Source organism: Pseudomonas medicaginis (assembly GCF_965119365.1).
GTDB lineage: Bacteria > Pseudomonadota > Gammaproteobacteria > Pseudomonadales > Pseudomonadaceae > Aquipseudomonas.
In genome coordinates this window covers 854839-871595 of record NZ_OZ221631.1, presented here as the reverse complement: position 1 = coordinate 871595, position 16757 = coordinate 854839, and the positions used below count along the sequence as shown (strand labels likewise).

At 61.1% G+C, this 16757-nt stretch carries 14 protein-coding genes and 1 riboswitch; of the genes, 5 read left to right on the top strand and 9 right to left on the bottom strand.

From position 1 onward, the window contains the following. Positions 1 to 111 precede the first annotated feature (111 nt). Positions 112 to 2001: a phosphomethylpyrimidine synthase ThiC gene (gene thiC / locus ACMTA2_RS03785; RefSeq protein ID WP_092443845.1), complete on the bottom strand. Its 1890-nt coding sequence runs from the start codon at positions 1999 to 2001 to the stop codon at positions 112 to 114. Between the two features lie 161 nt (positions 2002 to 2162). Next, positions 2163 to 2268, bottom strand: a riboswitch (TPP riboswitch). Between the two features lie 173 nt (positions 2269 to 2441). On the opposite strand from thiC, the gene ACMTA2_RS03780 reads away from it, so the two are divergent. Beyond that, entirely contained in the window at positions 2442 to 3881 is a 1440-nt protein-coding gene (locus ACMTA2_RS03780; RefSeq protein WP_413793779.1) for a TolC family outer membrane protein, read from the top strand. Positions 3882 to 4078: 197 nt separating this feature from the next. Here ACMTA2_RS03780 and waaA read toward each other — a convergent pair whose 3' ends face one another. Together waaA and ACMTA2_RS03770 are read right to left on the bottom strand one after the other, a co-directional pair. Further along, a complete protein-coding gene (waaA, locus tag ACMTA2_RS03775; RefSeq protein ID WP_413793778.1) occupies positions 4079 to 5359 on the bottom strand; it encodes a lipid IV(A) 3-deoxy-D-manno-octulosonic acid transferase in 1281 nt (426 codons plus the stop codon). A 22-nt stretch (positions 5360 to 5381) separates the two neighbouring features. Continuing rightward, positions 5382 to 6272, bottom strand: a complete 891-nt coding sequence (locus ACMTA2_RS03770; protein WP_413793777.1) for a LysR family transcriptional regulator — start codon at positions 6270 to 6272, stop codon at positions 5382 to 5384. Between the two features lie 102 nt (positions 6273 to 6374). Between ACMTA2_RS03770 and ACMTA2_RS03765 the strand changes: the two genes are divergently transcribed. From ACMTA2_RS03765 to ACMTA2_RS03750, 4 genes are all read left to right on the top strand, one after another. After that, complete coding sequence (locus tag ACMTA2_RS03765) at positions 6375 to 6707, top strand: DMT family transporter (RefSeq protein ID WP_003197153.1); 333 nt, start codon at positions 6375 to 6377, stop codon at positions 6705 to 6707. Positions 6708 to 6959: 252 nt separating this feature from the next. Next, complete coding sequence (locus ACMTA2_RS03760) at positions 6960 to 8135, top strand: NAD(P)/FAD-dependent oxidoreductase (protein ID WP_413793776.1); 1176 nt, start codon at positions 6960 to 6962, stop codon at positions 8133 to 8135. After that, the gene (locus ACMTA2_RS03755; protein ID WP_413793775.1) at positions 8132 to 8944 is read left to right on the top strand and encodes an aldo/keto reductase; all 813 of its coding nucleotides are present in this window, start codon (positions 8132 to 8134) and stop codon (positions 8942 to 8944) included. Before ACMTA2_RS03760 ends, ACMTA2_RS03755 begins: the two co-directional genes overlap by 4 nt. 34 nt (positions 8945 to 8978) lie before the next feature. Further along, on the top strand, positions 8979 to 9944 hold the full coding sequence (locus ACMTA2_RS03750) for a metal ABC transporter ATPase (RefSeq protein ID WP_413793774.1): 966 nt from the start codon (positions 8979 to 8981) through the stop codon (positions 9942 to 9944). Between the two features lie 2 nt (positions 9945 to 9946). Here the strand turns inward: ACMTA2_RS03750 and ACMTA2_RS03745 are convergent, their stop codons facing one another. The 6 genes from ACMTA2_RS03745 to msbA form a co-directional block, all read right to left on the bottom strand. Beyond that, complete coding sequence (locus ACMTA2_RS03745; protein WP_072340073.1) at positions 9947 to 10753, bottom strand: hypothetical protein; 807 nt, start codon at positions 10751 to 10753, stop codon at positions 9947 to 9949. Positions 10754 to 10824: 71 nt separating this feature from the next. Further along, complete coding sequence (locus tag ACMTA2_RS03740; protein WP_413793773.1) at positions 10825 to 11529, bottom strand: hypothetical protein; 705 nt, start codon at positions 11527 to 11529, stop codon at positions 10825 to 10827. A gap of 5 nt (positions 11530 to 11534) precedes the next feature. Next, entirely contained in the window at positions 11535 to 12509 is a 975-nt protein-coding gene (locus ACMTA2_RS03735) for a glycosyltransferase family protein (RefSeq protein WP_413793772.1), read from the bottom strand. 107 nt (positions 12510 to 12616) lie between these two features. After that, positions 12617 to 14038 carry a bifunctional D-glycero-beta-D-manno-heptose-7-phosphate kinase/D-glycero-beta-D-manno-heptose 1-phosphate adenylyltransferase HldE gene (gene hldE, locus ACMTA2_RS03730; protein ID WP_413793771.1) on the bottom strand — a complete coding sequence of 474 codons (1422 nt, stop codon included), beginning with the start codon at positions 14036 to 14038 and terminating at the stop codon, positions 12617 to 12619. A 106-nt stretch (positions 14039 to 14144) separates the two neighbouring features. Beyond that, positions 14145 to 14747: an adenylyl-sulfate kinase gene (gene cysC / locus ACMTA2_RS03725; protein ID WP_413793770.1), complete on the bottom strand. Its 603-nt coding sequence runs from the start codon at positions 14745 to 14747 to the stop codon at positions 14145 to 14147. A 101-nt stretch (positions 14748 to 14848) separates the two neighbouring features. Beyond that, positions 14849 to 16651: a lipid A export permease/ATP-binding protein MsbA gene (gene msbA / locus ACMTA2_RS03720; protein WP_413793769.1), complete on the bottom strand. Its 1803-nt coding sequence runs from the start codon at positions 16649 to 16651 to the stop codon at positions 14849 to 14851. Positions 16652 to 16757 lie beyond the last annotated feature (106 nt).

Sequence of the window (16757 nt, the reverse complement as noted above, 5' to 3'; positions counted from 1 at the left end):
CTCCCACAAGGGATCACAGGTGCACACGGATTTTGTGTCCACAGTAGATCCCCTGTGGGAGCGAGCTTGCTCGCGATGAGGGCAGTGAAAACACCGCCCCATCAGCTCACATCACACTTTCTTGTAAAGCTGACTACCTTCCTTCTTGAACCGCTCCGCCTGCTCCGCCAAGCCTTGGGCGACATCGACATCCACCGCTTCAATGCGCTGGTTGGCGGCGTACTCGCGCACTTCCTGGGTGATTTTCATCGAGCAGAATTTCGGCCCGCACATCGAGCAGAAATGCGCCACCTTGGCCGAGTCCTTCGGCAGGGTTTCGTCGTGGTACGAGCGGGCGGTGTCCGGGTCCAGGCCGAGGTTGAACTGGTCCTCCCAACGGAACTCGAAGCGCGCCTTGCTCAAGGCGTTGTCGCGGATCTGCGCGCCCGGGTGGCCCTTGGCAAGGTCGGCTGCGTGCGCGGCGATCTTATAGGTGATGATCCCGGTCTTCACGTCATCCTTGTTCGGCAGGCCCAGGTGTTCCTTCGGCGTGACGTAGCAGAGCATCGCGCAACCGAACCAACCGATCATCGCCGCACCGATACCGGAGGTGATGTGGTCGTAGCCCGGTGCGATGTCGGTGGTCAGCGGGCCGAGGGTGTAGAACGGCGCCTCGTCGCAGCATTCGAGCTGCTTGTCCATGTTCTCTTTGATCAACTGCATCGGCACATGGCCAGGGCCTTCGATCATGCATTGCACGTCGTGCTTCCAGGCGATCTTGGTCAACTCACCAAGGGTTTCCAACTCGCCGAACTGCGCCTCGTCGTTGGCGTCGGCAATCGAGCCCGGACGCAGGCCATCGCCCAGCGAGAAGCTGACGTCGTAGGCCTTCATGATTTCGCAGATGTCTTCGAAATGGGTGTAGAGGAAGTTCTCCTTGTGGTGCGCCAGGCACCACTTGGCCATGATCGAACCGCCACGGCTGACAATGCCGGTGACGCGCTTGGCAGTCATCGGTACATAGCGCAACAACACGCCGGCGTGGATGGTGAAGTAGTCGACACCCTGCTCGGCCTGCTCGATCAGCGTGTCGCGGAACAGCTCCCAGGTCAGGTCTTCGGCCACGCCGCCGACTTTTTCCAGGGCCTGGTAGATCGGCACGGTACCGATCGGCACCGGCGAGTTGCGGATGATCCACTCGCGGGTTTCGTGGATGTGCTTGCCGGTGGACAGGTCCATGACCGTGTCCGAACCCCAGCGGATGCCCCAGGTCAGCTTCGCCACTTCTTCTTCGATGGACGAACCCAGGGCGCTGTTGCCGATGTTGCCGTTGATCTTCACCAGGAAGTTACGGCCGATGATCATCGGTTCCAGTTCGGTGTGGTTGATGTTGGCCGGGATGATCGCGCGGCCCCGGGCGATTTCGTCACGCACGAATTCCGGGGTGATGACTTTCGGCACGCTGGCACCGAAGCTGTGGCCGGCGTGTTGCTGGTCCAGCAGGCCAGCGGCGCGGGCGACTTCCAGCTTCATGTTTTCGCGGATGGCGACGTATTCCATCTCGGCGGTGATGATGCCTTTGCGCGCGTAGTGCATCTGGCTGACGTTGGCACCCGGCTTGGCGCGACGCGGGTTGTTCACGTGGGCAAAGCGCAGCTTGGTCAGCTCGGGATCAGCCAGGCGTTCCTGACCGAAGTTGGAGCTCAGGCCGGCAAGACGCTCGGTGTCGCCGCGGGCTTCGATCCACGAAGAGCGCACATCGGCCAGGCCTTTGCGCACGTCGATGATCACGTTCGGGTCGGTGTAGGGACCCGAGGTGTCGTACACCACCACCGGCGCGTTGATTTCGCCGCCGAAGTCGGTGGGGGTCACGTCGAGGCTGATTTCGCGCATGGGCACGCGGATATCCGGGCGGCTGCCCTGGACATAGATTTTTTGCGAGCGGGTAAAGGGCTGAACCGATTGCTCATCGACCTTGGCCGAATCACTGAGGTTGGTCGCGTTTTTTGCTTTTGTCGTCATCACGGGCTCTCCAGACACACATCCAGGCAGTGGATTTTTGTCGGAGCGAACCTGTAACGAATGGACGCGTCCCTGCACGAAAATGCGGACGCTGTGCTTGCTGCTCGAGTGCGTTCAATAGTCGAACGACATCCCGGACGAAGCACAAGAGGACTCGCCGGGTGACGAGAAATCTTGTTCCCTACGCAGGCGTTAACCTGATCAGGTTCAACGGGATCCGAAATTATTCGATCTCAGCCTCATAGCAAGGCACCCCGACAAGAACCCGGCCAGTCTAGACACAACCACGAGAGAACGCCATCGCCTGGGCAAAAGGCGTGATGAATGGCGCATATACAGGATTGTTGCCGTGAGCAGGCGCAACTACACTCGCTACGCCGCGTTCCTTAATTGCGCACTCTCATTCGTGAACTTTCATTTTATAAAGCAGGGATAGCCTCATGCTGCGCAAACTTTCACTGGCCCTGGCCGTGTCTTGTGCGTCCAACGCAATGGCCTGGGCCGCCGAAGCGCCCTTGACCACCAAAACCGACCTGGTGAGCGTGTATCAGGAAGCGGTGGACAACAACGCCGACCTCGCCGCGGCTCGCGCCCAGTACGGCGCCCAGAAGGAAGTGGTGCCCCAGGCTCGCGCCGGGTTGTTGCCCAACCTTTCGGCCGGTGCCGATCTGAACAACACGCGTACCGAACTTGACCAGCCGGCGATGACGGCCACCCGCAGTTCCACGGTTTACCAGGCGACACTGTCCCAGCCGATTTTCCGCGCCGACCGCTGGTTCCAGCTCCAGGCGGCAAAGTCCGTCGACGAACAAGCGTCGCTGCAACTGTCAGCCACTGAACAAAACATGATCCTGCAAAGCGCCGAGAGCTACTTCAACGTGCTGCGCAGCCAGGACAACCTGGCCTCGACCAAGGCCGAGGAAGCCGCGTTCAAGCGCCAGCTCGACCAGTCCAACGAACGTTTCGACGTAGGCCTGTCGGACAAGACGGATGTGCTGCAATCCCAGGCCAGCTACGACACCGCGCGCGCCAACCGGATCCTCGCCCAGCGCCAGGTCGACGATGCCTTCGAGGCATTGATCACCCTGACCAACCGCCAGTACAACTCGATCCAGGGCATCGTCCACACACTGCCGATCCTGCCGCCGGCACCGAACGACGCCAAGGCTTGGGTCGACACGGCGGCCAAGCAGAACCTGAACCTGCTGGCCAGCAACTACGCCGTCGATGCCGCCGAGGACACCCTGCGCCAACGCAAGGCTGGCCATGCACCGACCCTCGACGCGATAGCCCAGTATAGAAAAGGCGACAACGACGGCCTCGGTTTCACCAACCCGAGCCCCACCGGTCAGCGTTATGGCGGCGACGCCGAGCAACGCACCATCGGCCTGCAATTGAGCATCCCGATCTACAGTGGCGGGCTGACCAGCTCCCAGGTGCGCGAGTCCTACTCGCAGCTCACCCAGACCGAACAGCAACGCGAAGCCCTGCGCCGGCAGGTGGTGGAAAACACCCGCAACCTGCACCGCGCGGTCAACACCGACGTGGAGCAGGTCCAGGCCCGGCGCCAGTCGATCATCTCCAACCAGAGCGCGGTGGAGGCCACGGAAATCGGCTATCAGGTGGGCACCCGCAACATCGTCGATGTGCTCGATGCCCAGCGTCAGCTGTACACCTCGGTGCGCAACTATAACAACGCCCGCTACGATTACATCCTCGACAACCTGCGCCTCAAGCAGGCGGCCGGGACATTGAGTCCGGCGGACCTGCAGGACCTGTCGCGCTACCTCAAGCCCGACTACAACCCGGACCGCGACTTCCTGCCGCCGGACCTGGCCCAGGCGGCAGCGGAGCAGTTGCGCTCGCGGCCGGCGCAGTAGTCCAGAGATATCACTTGCGACAGTAACCTTTTGTGGCGAGGGGATTTATCCCCGCTGGGGGGCGAAGCGCCCCCATTCAAACTGCCTGACACATCGTGCTAGCAGGTTTTGGGGCTGCTTCGCAGCCCAGCGGGGATAAATCCCCTCGCCACAGATACCCTGTCACCACAGATAATCCTCTTGCCACAGAGCGATCATCACCGTCCAGCGAGCAACCGCCCCAACCCCTCCAGCAACCGCTGCAACGCGCCCTGATTGCTGCGCATCACCTTCAACCCCGCCTCGGCCATGCGCTGGGCATCCCGGGGCAGTTCGAACAGGCGCTGGATCGCCAGGGCCAGGCTTTCGGCATCGTCAACTTCCTGCAACGCCCCGGCGGCGCGCAGTTGCCCGGCGATTTCAAGGAAGTTGAACAGGTGCGGGCCGCTGAGCACCGGTTTCGCCAGGGCCGCCGGTTCGAGCAGGTTGTGCCCGCCATTGGGGACCAGGCTACCGCCGACAAACGCGCTGTCGGCCAACGCATAAAGAAACAGCAGTTCGCCCATGGTGTCGCCGAGCAACACCGAAGCCTTGGCGGTAACCGCTTGCCCACCGGAGCGCCGCACCGTGACCAGGCCTTCGCGTTCACACAACTGATGCACCGCGTCGAAGCGCTCGGGATGACGCGGCACCAGGATCAGCAGTGCATCGGGATAACTGTCGAGCAATCGGCGGTGGGCAGCCAGTACCACTTCGTCCTCACCTTCATGGGTGCTGGCAGCGATCCACACCGGACGCTCGGTTGCCTGCCATTGGCGGCGCAAGGCACTGGCGTTTTCCAGCAGTTGCGGGTCGATGGTCAGGTCGAACTTGATCGAGCCGGTGACCTCGACGGTTTCTGCCCGGGCGCCCAACTGGCGAAAACGCTCGGCTTCGGCTTCGGTCTGCACGGCGAAGAGGCTCATCTCGGCGAGCATGGGCCGGGTGAGCTTGGGAAAGCGCCCATAGCCCCGCGCCGAACGCTCCGAGAGCCGTGCGTTGGCCAGGGCCACGGGAATGCCGCGCCTGGCACATTGGTGAATGTGGTTGGGCCACAGCTCGGTTTCCATGATGATCGCCAGCGACGGGCGCACCCGGTCGAGGAAACGCTTGGCGGCGCAGGGCAAGTCGTAAGGCAAATAGCAATGTTGGATGCGCGGCTCGTTGGCGAACATGGCCTGGATCCGTTCCGAACCGGTGGGCGTCATGCAACTGACCGTGATCGGCAACTGCGGATAACGTTGCAACAAGGCCCGGATCATCGGCGCGGCGGCGATACTTTCGCCCACCGACACTGCGTGGACCCAGATGCCGCCCGGCACCATGACCGGCAGGCCCCAGGAGAAACGCTCGCCGATGCGCCGGGCATAAGCCGGCGCCTTGCGGGCCCGCAACCACAGCCGAATCGCTACCAGTGGCAGCCCCAGATAAAACAACGCGCTATAGAGAGTTCTGTTCATGGCCGCGGAGTTTATCGGTTTTTCAGCCGATCGCCTGCAACTGCACGGCAAAACGCTCCGCCAGCCAACGAGCGGCCGGCCCCAGGGGTTCGTCACGGCGCCAGACCAGCTCGACCACCAGGGCCGGCGGGGTCCATTCACTGCTGAGTTCCACCATATCCCCCAGGTACGCCGGGTATTGCACCACATGCCGTGGCAACCACGCCCACCCCAGGCCACTCCTCAGCCATTCGGCCAACACATAGAAACTGTCGGCCCGCCAGACCTGCGGGCTGGCCTGCTCGCTGCCGGGGTAGACGCTGGACTGGGTCGCCATCAACAACTGGCGGTGCCGGGCCATTTCCCGGCAGGTCACATAATCGTGGTTTGCCAGTGGATGGTCCCGGCCACACACCGTGACCATCTCGACACTGCCCAGTACCCGGCGCTCCAACGCCTCGGGGATCTGGTCGTGATAGAACAGCAGGCCGAGGTCGGCTCGCCGCTCCACCAGTTTGCGCGCCACATCGCCCTGGGCGGCGCTGGCCAGTTGCACTTCAAGGGTGGGAAATTGCTCGGCCAGGGCCGCCAGGCTGTCGATGACCGGTTGATAGGGCATGGCTTCGTCCTGGGCCAGGCGCAACGACGCTTCCTGCCCGCGCATCAAGGCCAGGGCCCGGCCATTGAGGCGCTCGCACTGGCGCAGCACTTCCCTGGCCTCCTCCAGCAACGCCACGCCCGCATCGGTGAGTCTGGGCTGGCGACCGCTGCTGCGCTCGAACAGGCTCACCCCCAAGTCATCCTCCAGCAAGGCAATCGCGCTGCTGATGGCCGATTGCGCCTTGCGCTGGTCCCGGGCCACTGCGGAAAACGAACGCTTCTCGGCGACCCCGATAAATAGTCGCAATTGCTCCAGGTTCCATTGCACGTTCACGGATCAACCCATCTCTATTACAGATAGGTAATGACTTTACCGCATCTGGGCGATCTCTAGAATGGCCCCATCGAAAGACGCAACGTCAAAGAGGAGTCGCCCATGAACGCCTACTACTACCTGGCTATCGCCATCTGCGCCGAAGTGATCGCCACCGTATCGATGAAAGCGATCAAAGGCTTGAGTACCCCCCTGCCCTTGCTGCTGGTCATCGTCGGCTACGGCACCGCGTTCTGGATGCTGACGCTGGTGGTGCGCACCGTACCGGTGGGCGTGGCCTATGCGGTCTGGGCCGGGCTGGGAATCGTCATGGTCAGCGTCGCGGCGCTGTTCATCTACGGGCAGAAGCTGGACGTGCCGGCGATGCTGGGGATGGCGCTGATTGTGCTCGGGGTGGTGGTGATCCAGCTGTTCTCCAAGACTGCCGGGCACTGAAAACACGTTGATCATTGAACTGGAACACATTGTGGCGAGGGGATTTATCCCCGCTGGGGTGCGAAGCGCCCCCCACTCAAACCGACGGACACACCGAGTTGCCAGGTGTTGGGGCTGCTACGCAGCCATCGGGGATAAATCCCCTCGCCACAGCCCCTCGCCCCAGTTTTAACCGTGCCCCGGCACAGGTGGCCAAACTCCCTGCAGCGAGTCTGTATACTGCGCCCTCGTCTTGATCACTGAGGTCGCTGCATGCCATCCGTTATTTCCACCGACGTTCTGATTGTCGGCGCCGGAGTCGCCGGTCTCTGGCTGAATGCACGCTTGCGTCGCCAGGGGTTTTCGACCGTGCTGGTGGAGAGCGCCAGTCTCGGTGGCGGGCAGAGTGTCAAATCCCAGGGCATCATCCACGGCGGCGCCAAGTACGCCTTGCATGGCGCCCTGACCGGGGCCTCGGAAGCCATCGCCGACATGCCGCGCCGCTGGCGCGAAGCCCTGAAGGGCGAAGGCGAGCTGGACCTGTCCGGCGTGCGCATGCTGTCCGATGCCCATTACCTGTGGTCCCCCGGCACCCTGGCCGGCAACCTCACCAGCTTCTTTGCCAGCAAGGCCGTGCGCGGACGAGTCGACCAGGTCAAGGGCGACCAATTGCCGCCGGCCCTGCAAGACAAGCGTTTCAAGGGCAAGGTCTATCGCCTGGCCGAGCTGGTGGTGGACGTGCCGAGCGTGATCGCACGCCTGGCGGAACTGGCCGGCGACAGCTTGCTGGCCGGGCAACACATCGAACCGCTGCGCGAAGGTGGCGAGCTGATCGGACTCAAGGTCGATGGCCGCGAGATTCGCGCGCAACGCATTGTCCTCAGCGCCGGGGGCGGCACCGCCGACCTGCTCAACGCCTTGGGCCTGGACCAGCCAGCCATGCAGCGCCGACCGTTGCACATGGTCCTGGTCAAGGGCCCCAGCCTCAAGCCGCTCTACGCCCATTGCCTGGGCGGCGGACCGAAGCCGCGCATCACCGTGACCACTCATCCAGCGGCCGATGGCCAATGGGTCTGGTACGTGGGTGGCGATCTGGCCGAAGGCGATGGCGTGACCCGCGAGCCTGCCGCGCAGATCGCCGCTGCCCAGAAAGAACTCGGCCAGTTGTTGCCTTGGATTGACCTGAGCACTGCGCAATGGGCCACGCTGCGGGTGGACCGCGCCGAACCGTTGCAGTCGGGCCTGACCCGCCCGGACAACGCCTTCCTCGCCGAGCAAGGTCGCCTGCTGGTGGGCTGGCCGACCAAACTGGCCCTGGCCCCGGACTTCGCCGATCGAGTGGTCAACGCCCTGCAACGCGATGACATCCAGCCCAGCCACCCGGCCCCGCTGCCAGACCTGCCAAAGCCGCCCATGGGCGTGCCTGCCTGGGAGCAACTGCTGCCATGAGCCAAGCGACCCTGCACGACCTCTATCGCCCCCTGGGCCATGACGGCCCGCGGGTCTCCCCCCTGGGCCTGGGTACCGTCAAGCTCGGTCGCGACCAAGGCGTCAAATACCCCAACGGCTTCCAGATTCCCGATGACGACGAAGCGCGTATGTTGCTCAAGCTGGCGCGCGACCTGGGTATCAACCTGATCGACACCGCGCCGGCCTATGGTCGCAGCGAAGAACGCCTCGGCCCGCTACTGCGCGGCCAACGCCAGGACTGGGTGATCGTCAGCAAGGTCGGCGAAGAATTCAGCGACGGCCAGTCACGGCACGACTTCAGCGCCGCCCATACCCGGTTCTCGGTGGAGCGCAGCCTCAAGCGCCTGGAAACCGACTATATCGACCTGGTGCTCGTGCACTCCGACGGCAATGACCTGGCAATCCTCAACGACAGCGAGGTCTACCCGACCCTGGCGGCGCTCAAGCGCGAGGGCAAGATCGGCGGCTTCGGCTTTTCCGGCAAGACCGTCGAGGGCGGCTTGAAAGCCCTGGAGCAAGGCGATTGCGCGATGGTCACCTACAATTTGAACGAACGAAACGAAAAGGCGGTCATTGACTACGCCAGCGATCACGGCAAAGCGATCCTGGTCAAGAAAGCCCTGGCCAGCGGCCACGTCTGCCTGAGCCCTGGGGTTGACCCGGTTCGCGCCAGTTTCGAACTGTTGTTTGAGCATCCTGGAGTCGCCAGTGCTATTGTCGGCACCATCAATCCGCTGCACCTCGCCCATAACGTCGCGACCGTAGCCAAGGTCCTGCGTAAACACTGACGCCGCCCTACGCGGCCTGAAGGAAGGAGCCGACATGCCGCGTACGCTCATTAGAAAGAATCCAAGCAACTTCAAGACCCTGCCCCTGTTCGTCGAAGCGACCCCCGAAGGCCTGACCTACCAGAGTGTCGGGATGCCGCTGAATTTCGCCCAGACCTTGCAGCGCCGCCGCCCTGTCGCAGTGGCCGATGCCGAGCGTTTTTCCCTGGAACTGGCGAACCTGGGCGTCTCGGTGCGCCTGACCCTGCATTGGCAGAACCGCGATTATTGGGTACTGGTGCGCCAGCGCCGGCAGGACCGCGGCGATGTGGTGCTCAAGCTGATTTCCGGCTACGTCCCGGCCCACGAATTGAACCTGCCGCTGCTCACCGCCATCAACGAGATTGCCGAAGAGTGCCTGCTGGAAACCCCTGAGGGCTGGCTTGGCGGACGTTTCAACGACACCTGGCTACCGGCCCCCTACGCCAACGCCTTGCATTATCGCGAAGCCTTGCCGTTTCGCCTGACGCCGCTGTCGGGCTCGGCCCGCCCGGTGCGCTGCGCCAACCTGCAACTGATCGAGCGACCACGGGCCTACGTACACCTGCCGACGGCATCGTTGCAATTGATCTATGACTTGCGCCTGGATGTGCCCAAGGAAGCCAAGTCCCTGAGCCTGTTTCACGTCGATGAGCGTTTGGAGGGCGATCAGTTGGTGGCGCGCCTGGACCGCAAGCGACCCGACCTGTACCTGATGCCACTTGAAGATGGCAAGCCGATCGGAGAACTCTATACGCTCAAACGTGATCAGTTGGTCGCGGCCAGTACCCGAGGCCTGCATCTGGCTGAAAGCTTCGCCAGCCAAGAGGGCTGGGTGGTTCGCGACGAACGCATCCGCTGGAAGGATTGGCTCGTGAAACAAGGCTTGGTCGTGCACACGCCTCGTCGCCAAGGCCTGACCAGCTTGCACAAGAAAGCCATGGGCCTGATGCGCATGGTCCGCGGGACGCTACACAAATAGCGTCAACTGGAACGCCGTTTATCCAGATAGGTTCGCCACCGCGCAAACAGATGGAAATAACGATTTTCACGCTTGCCCATGCCACGTTTGGGCGAGAACGATTCTTCGGCGAAGGCGCCATCGATGCGTACCCGTGACGCCGTGGTCGGCAGGGTGCACACCTTGACCCCGGCTTGTTGCAACGCGTATTTGAGCAGCCGCTCGGAATGCAACTGGCGGCCCGTCGCCTCGCAAAAATCGAAAATACGTTCGATACGCTTGCCATAGGCTCGGTAGGCATCACGCCCACAAATAGCGAAACGGTCGTTCAAGCCTCCCCACCATTGCCAGTCCGGAATGTAGGCATTCAATCTGCGTGCATCAGCGTGAGCGAACACATACGCCGGAAGCGCGCTGTGGTAGAAATTGTCAGGACGCACAAACACGACGAAATCCGGATCGAACGGTTCCATCATGGCCGTCACGGCATTCAGGGAATTGAGCTGGTAGATCAGGTTTCTGAGCGAGGCATGCCCATCTCCCCAGGTATCGCCCAAGGACTTGACCCGCTCGAAGTCCCAACGCTCCAGGACGCCTTCGGTGGAGTCGAGGCGACCGGTCATGGTGGTGAACGGTGCGTAGTTGTCCGCTTTCAGTTCACCTTGCTCCCCGGAGCGCGGGTTGCGGATTTCATCGATTTTGTACAGGTGATAAAAGCACTGGACTTCGCTCCCGACAGGGATGTGTGCCAGGACGTTTTCTCGAATAGAGGGAAAACAGATTTCCGAGTTTCTCGGAATACCAAAAAAAGCCAGCGCAACTTTCAACACGCGTCCTGCCCTTGTCGTAAAAAAGAAGTGCCCGGCGGCATCGCATCAGGCGGTTCACTTGCCAATGCGATTCAAGGGCGACGAAACCACCTTTGCCACCAACGGCAGCGTTGCAATGGCACAACACTCACATCAGCCTGGAGTAGCCATTGCCGCTCATAATCCCAAGCGTGTCCGCTCCAGAACTTTCCGGCCTCGTTGGAAAAACCCAACGTCATGATCTGGTATTGATAACCTGCGTGGCCGCGCAACCAATCGAACAGCACCAGTGCATTGAAACCCGTCGAAGGACCGACATAGCGCTTGCCCCCCTCCCTGTTGACCGGGTAGTTCCACAAAGGTGGTAATGGAATGCGCTCCCAATACAAGGCCACGCCAGGCAGTGGCGACATGCTCCCGGTGCATCCCACCAACATTGTGAAACAGCGTGCGTCGGGAAAACCGAACAATCGCTGCACCTCGGCGCTGTAGGGCAGGCCGAAGAAATAGGCGTCGGGGGCATTGAAGCCATGGACGAACACATTGACGCTGTGGGGACTGAGCAGTGCCGACTTTACGCAGGTGTTGAAGGTCACGACCACATCGTCACTGCCGATATCGAGTGCCTGGAAGTCGGCCGCGGTGATCGCTGGGTTATTCGCCACCAGCACCACCCGCGATGCCCTTTCCAAGCAATCCTTCAACGCCTGGGACAAGGCCCCCATCAGCGATTGATGGCCCCCAGGCAATGTATCGAGCGCCATTTCATCACTGATTTGCGGTACACGATCCGCCATGTCGCCTACCCCGGCACCGTCATGCCATAGCGCAGCTTGACCCATCCCCGAACGAACGCCGAAGGGGCCTGCCAGGGACGCATTTCACGCTGGATTTCCTCGGCCAGGGCCCGTCCGACGCGCGCAAACGAATAGCGGCTCTCGGCGAAGGCTTGGCCATTGCGGGCGATCCGCGCGGCCAGTTCCTGGTCACGCTGCAACAGCTCGATCTTCTGCACGGCCTCCTCCTCGGAACGATAGAAAACGGTGTTTTCCATGTCCTCAAAACCCAGCAATCGATCTTCCTCGCCCTGGCTCCAGGCCAATAACACGCAACCACAGGCCATGGCCTCGAAGTTCTTGATCATGAACTCCCCCATTCCCAGGTCGGCGCTGACAAAAATCTTGATGCGATTGAGTGTTTCCAGATACTCGCGCCCCGACTGGGTGCGCGTCACAAGCATGCCTGTGCGTTGTACCAGGGATTCAAGCAGCGCCTTGCGTTGAGCATATTCAGTGCTCTTGAGACTGCCGAGAAAACCAATGGGAATATCGCGGACACTGTCAGTATTGCGCAGCATCTGTTCGTCATAACCTTTGGAAACGAACACCGCATCAATGTTCTCGGCTTGCATCCGGCGAGCCACGACAGCCCCTGACACCAAGGCGCGACAACTGGGCAAGCGGCGATAAAGTCGCGAGTAGACGCCCATGTATTTGCTTTCGCGCATGTAGTTCTGGTAAGCGTCGTGCTCAAGAAAGATCAGGCCCGGGATACATTTCAATACGCTCAATTGCGGGGCCAGGCGCTTGACCCGCGAAAAAATAACCACCCGATCGAAATCTTCGTAATGGACCGAAGCCAGGAACCGGCCAAGCTTCTTTTGCTGCTGCTTACTCAAGCGATAGATAGTGCAGTCGTCACAGTGCTCTCGCACGACTTCATACAGCCGATCGAGGATCACCCTCTGTTCATCCATAACCAGGAGCATGACTTTCATAAGTTAATTAACCACGAAACGAAACAAGCAGAGCCCATGAGCGAGTTCAACCCGCGAAGGCAGGCGTTTGCCATATAAGGTCTTTCCCGGAATGTAAGAGAATTCCTTCAACGGTTGCGAATTTTCTCGACAATAGCCGTTGTCGAACTGTTTTCCACAAGCCCCAATACCTTCACGGTGCCGCCGTAGGCCGTGACAATGTCCGCGCCCACAACCTGATCGATCCCGTAGTCACCGCCCTTGACCAGCACGTCCGGCTTGACCTCGCGCAGCAGGTTTTCCGGCGTGCCCTCGCTGAAACTGATCACCCAGTCCACCGCGCCCAGGCCGGCCAGGACCGCCATGCGCCGGTCAACACTGTTGATCGGCCGCCCCGGCCCTTTGAGGCGGCTGACGGAGGCATCGTCATTGACCGCGACGATCAGACGATCACCTTGGGCCCTGGCCTGTTCGAGGTAGGTCACGTGGCCGGCGTGCAGGATGTCGAAGCAACCGTTGGTGAAGACGATTCTTTCGTTGTGGGCACGGGCGTCGTCAACGGCCAGCAGCAGTTGCTCCAGGCCCAGCACACCGCGCTCGGAGCCCTCCTCGCGCTGGATGGCACGCCGCAGTTCCGGGGCGCTGATCGCCGCCGTACCCAGTTTGCCAACAACGATGCCGGCCGCCAGGTTCGCCAGGGCTACCGCATGGGGCAGTTCTTCACCAGCGGCGATGGCGGCGGCCAGGGTGGAGATCACGGTATCGCCGGCCCCCGTCACGTCGAACACTTCACGGGCACGGGCCGGCAGGTGCAACGCCGGGTGATCGGGGCGCAGCAGGGTCATGCCGTGCTCGCCGCGGGTCACCAGCAAGGCACCGAGGTCCAGGTCCTGCATCAACTGCGCGCCCTTGCTCACCAACTCATGCTCATCAACGCAACCGCCGACGATGGTTTCGAACTCGCTGAGGTTCGGCGTGATCAGGCTGGCGCCCCGGTAGATGGAAAAATCCTTGCCCTTGGGATCGGCCAGGACCGGGATACCACGGGCACGGGCGGCCTGGATCAGCGCCTGGTGGTTTTTCAACGCGCCTTTGCCGTAGTCCGACAACACCAGGACCTTGACGCCTTCGAGCAGGTTGTCGACCTCGGCACCTAGGGCCAGGGGGTCGGTGGCGAACGGCTCTTCGAAATCGATGCGCAACAGTTGCTGGTGACGGCTCATGACCCGCAGCTTGACGATGGTCGGCTGGTGCGCAACGCGCTGGAATATCGCACGTACGCCCGCCCCCTTGAGGCTGTTGGTCAAGCTGTCGGCGGCCTCGTCGTCGCCGGTCACGCCCACCAGGGAGGCCGGTGCGCCGAGGGCGGCGATGTTCAAGGCAACGTTGGCGGCACCACCGGGGCGATCCTCAATGTGCTCGACCTTGACCACCGGTACCGGCGCCTCAGGGGAAATTCGTGAGGTACCGCCATGCCAGTAGCGGTCGAGCATGACATCGCCGACCACCAATACAGGGGCTTGATCGAATCGCGGCATGGACAACTTCATGGAGCATCCCACATACAAAATGAACAGGGCGGGGATATTAGCACAGGGTTGGCGCAAGGCTCTTCTATGGCTGTGACGGGATGCCGGAGGGAAGATCAATCCGTTTTTACAGTAAGGCCAATATTCGCTCACAGGCCTGGGCCAGTTCCACCTTGCTGGTATCGATCTCGCACTCCGGCGCATGTGGCGCTTCGTAGGGGCTGTCCAGCCCTGTGAAATGCTTGATTCGTCCGGCACGGGCTTCGCGGTACAAGCCCTTGGGGTCACGCTGGGCACAGATATCGAAGGGTGTACTTACATAAACTTCCATGAAGGTAGCCTCCGGGAACAACTGCCGGGCGGCTTCCCGGTCGGCGCGAAACGGTGAGATTGCGGCAACGATGACGATCAGGCCTGCGTCGACCATCAAGCGCGCAACCTCGGCAATGCGACGGATATTTTCCTTGCGGGACTCGGCATCCATGCCCAGGCCCCGGCACAACCCTTGACGCAGGTTATCGCCATCGAGCAGAGAGGTGTGCAAGCCCTGCTGGTTGAGCTGCACTTCCAAGGCATTGGCCAGTGTCGACTTGCCCGCTCCCGACAACCCCGTCAGCCAGATGCAGCGGGGACGCTGGGCTTTGATGGCCGCCCGGTCCGCCGGTGTGAGCGCCTGCGTGAAAGGACGAATCTGCACCTGTTGCATCGATATTTTTGACGTTTCATTCATAACCGTTTCTACGCCGTATGATCGCGCGCCCCGACGTGTTGCCCGCAGGAAAGCATAGGCCGAATATGCACACTCCAGCGGATCACAGCCGGGACCCTAAATCAGGCAATATCCTGAGCCGGAGCATCCAGCCCCATAGCATTCAGGCGTGCGTAATAGCCGTTCTGCGCCAGGAGTTCCCCATGGGTCCCACGCTCGACGATGCGCCCCTGATCCATTACCAGAATCAGGTCGGCTTTTTCGATGGTAGAAAGACGGTGGGCTATTACGAGCGTCGTACGACCTTTCATCACCTGATCAAGAGCGGCCTGGATGTGCCGTTCGGACTCGGTGTCCAGCGCGGAGGTCGCCTCGTCCAGAATCAACAATGGGGAGTTTTTCAACAAGGCTCGGGCAATGGCCAGACGTTGGCGTTGACCGCCGGAGAGCAGCACGCCGTTTTCCCCGACCTGGGTGTCCAGGCCTTGAGGCAACTGCCTGATGAAGTCCATGGCATAAGCGTCTTGAGCGGCTTTCTCGATATCGGCTCGCGGCGCACCGGCCAGGTCGCCATAAGCGATATTGTTGGCCACCGTGTCGCTGAACAGCGTTACATGCTGGGTCACCTGGGCAATATGACGGCGCAGGTTCAATAGCTTGTACTGTTCGATTTCAACACCATCGAGCAGTATCTCGCCTTCGTCATGGTGGTAGAAGCGCGGAATCAGATTCGCCAGGGTCGACTTGCCGCTGCCCGAACGCCCTACCAATGCAACCATCTGTCCTGGCTCGACGCTAAAGCTGACGTCACTCAGTACCTGCCGGTCGGTGTCCGGGTAGGTGAAGCTCAGATGACGCACATCCAGCCGCCCGCTGACAGCATCACGCTCGATGGTACCGGTATCGGTTTCCGGCTTGACATCCAACTGCTCAAAAATGCTTTCGGCCCCTGCCACGCCTTTCTGAATGGTGGAACTGACTTCCGACAACTGGCGAATCGGCTTGGGCAGCAGACCGGCCAAGGTAATGTAGGCCACCATGTCGCCCGCCGAGGCATCTCCACGCAAATACAAGACCAGGAACATCAGGACAGCCATGGCGCTGTATATCACTAGTTGCAGCATCGGCGTGTAGATCGCTCCGGTCCGGGTCATGCGCAACTGTTTGTCGGTATTGCCCTGGCTGGCCTGGAGAAAGCGCTTCTGCTCGTAGACCTCGCCACCGAAACTGCGCACGACGCGATAACTCTGGATGGTCTCGGAGGCGACATGGGTCACATCCCCCATCGCGACCTGGATTTTCTTGCTCTGCTTGCGAAACTTCTTGCTCGCGGTACGGACCATGAGCGCAATCAATGGCAGGATCGCCACCATCACCAGGGTCAGGCGCCAGTTCATGAACAACAGTGAGGCGAACAGGAAGATCACTGTCATGCCTTCACGGATAACGACCTTGATCGCATCCGTTGCCGCCCCCGTCACCATGGTCACGTTGAACGTGATACGGGAAATCAGGTGACCCGAGTTATGTTTGTCAAAATAGCGGTTGGGCAGGGTCAACAGGTTGTTGAACAACTGCACCCGCAAGTCATGGACTAGCCCCAGCGAAACCTTGGCCAGGAAATAATTGCCCAGATACGAGCCCAATCCCTGCCAGGCGGCAATGACGATGATCAGCAGCGGCACCGCCTGTAATAACTGCAGGTCGCGCAGGTAAGGGACCGTCGGAAACAGCACCGCGTTCGGATTGGAAAGGCCGTCGACGAAATACTTGAGGATGTAACCAAGCATCGGCTGGGTGGAAGCGAAAATCAGGAACCCGACGATACTCAGCCCGAACAAGCCTATATAGGGCTTCACGTAGCCAAGCAGGCGGAAATAGATTTTCAAGCTCGAAGGGCTTGCGGGAAGACTGGAGTCGGCCATATCACGCGAATATCGATAAAAAGGACGCTGACTTTAACACAGCTTCTTCGGTGTTCTGGCAAACCGCTAAGGCTGTTATTGTTACGCGTCTGCAAAACACCAAAAA

Excerpts from the sequence above, each read along its gene's own strand:
- hldE (WP_413793771.1), bottom strand. The coding sequence starts at position 14,038 with ATGAAGTTGTCCATGCCGCGATTCGATCAAGCCCCTGTATTGGTGGTC.
- cysC (WP_413793770.1), bottom strand. The coding sequence starts at position 14,747 with ATGAATGAAACGTCAAAAATATCGATGCAACAGGTGCAGATTCGTCCT.
- ACMTA2_RS03755 (WP_413793775.1), top strand. The coding sequence starts at position 8,132 with ATGAGCCAAGCGACCCTGCACGACCTCTATCGCCCCCTGGGCCATGAC.
- ACMTA2_RS03780 (WP_413793779.1), top strand. The coding sequence starts at position 2,442 with ATGCTGCGCAAACTTTCACTGGCCCTGGCCGTGTCTTGTGCGTCCAAC.
- ACMTA2_RS03750 (WP_413793774.1), top strand. The coding sequence starts at position 8,979 with ATGCCGCGTACGCTCATTAGAAAGAATCCAAGCAACTTCAAGACCCTG.
- ACMTA2_RS03760 (WP_413793776.1), top strand. The coding sequence starts at position 6,960 with ATGCCATCCGTTATTTCCACCGACGTTCTGATTGTCGGCGCCGGAGTC.
- ACMTA2_RS03735 (WP_413793772.1), bottom strand. The coding sequence starts at position 12,509 with ATGAAAGTCATGCTCCTGGTTATGGATGAACAGAGGGTGATCCTCGAT.
- msbA (WP_413793769.1), bottom strand. The coding sequence starts at position 16,651 with ATGGCCGACTCCAGTCTTCCCGCAAGCCCTTCGAGCTTGAAAATCTAT.
- thiC (WP_092443845.1), bottom strand. The coding sequence starts at position 2,001 with ATGACGACAAAAGCAAAAAACGCGACCAACCTCAGTGATTCGGCCAAG.
- ACMTA2_RS03765 (WP_003197153.1), top strand. The coding sequence starts at position 6,375 with ATGAACGCCTACTACTACCTGGCTATCGCCATCTGCGCCGAAGTGATC.
- waaA (WP_413793778.1), bottom strand. The coding sequence starts at position 5,359 with ATGAACAGAACTCTCTATAGCGCGTTGTTTTATCTGGGGCTGCCACTG.
- ACMTA2_RS03740 (WP_413793773.1), bottom strand. The coding sequence starts at position 11,529 with ATGGCGGATCGTGTACCGCAAATCAGTGATGAAATGGCGCTCGATACA.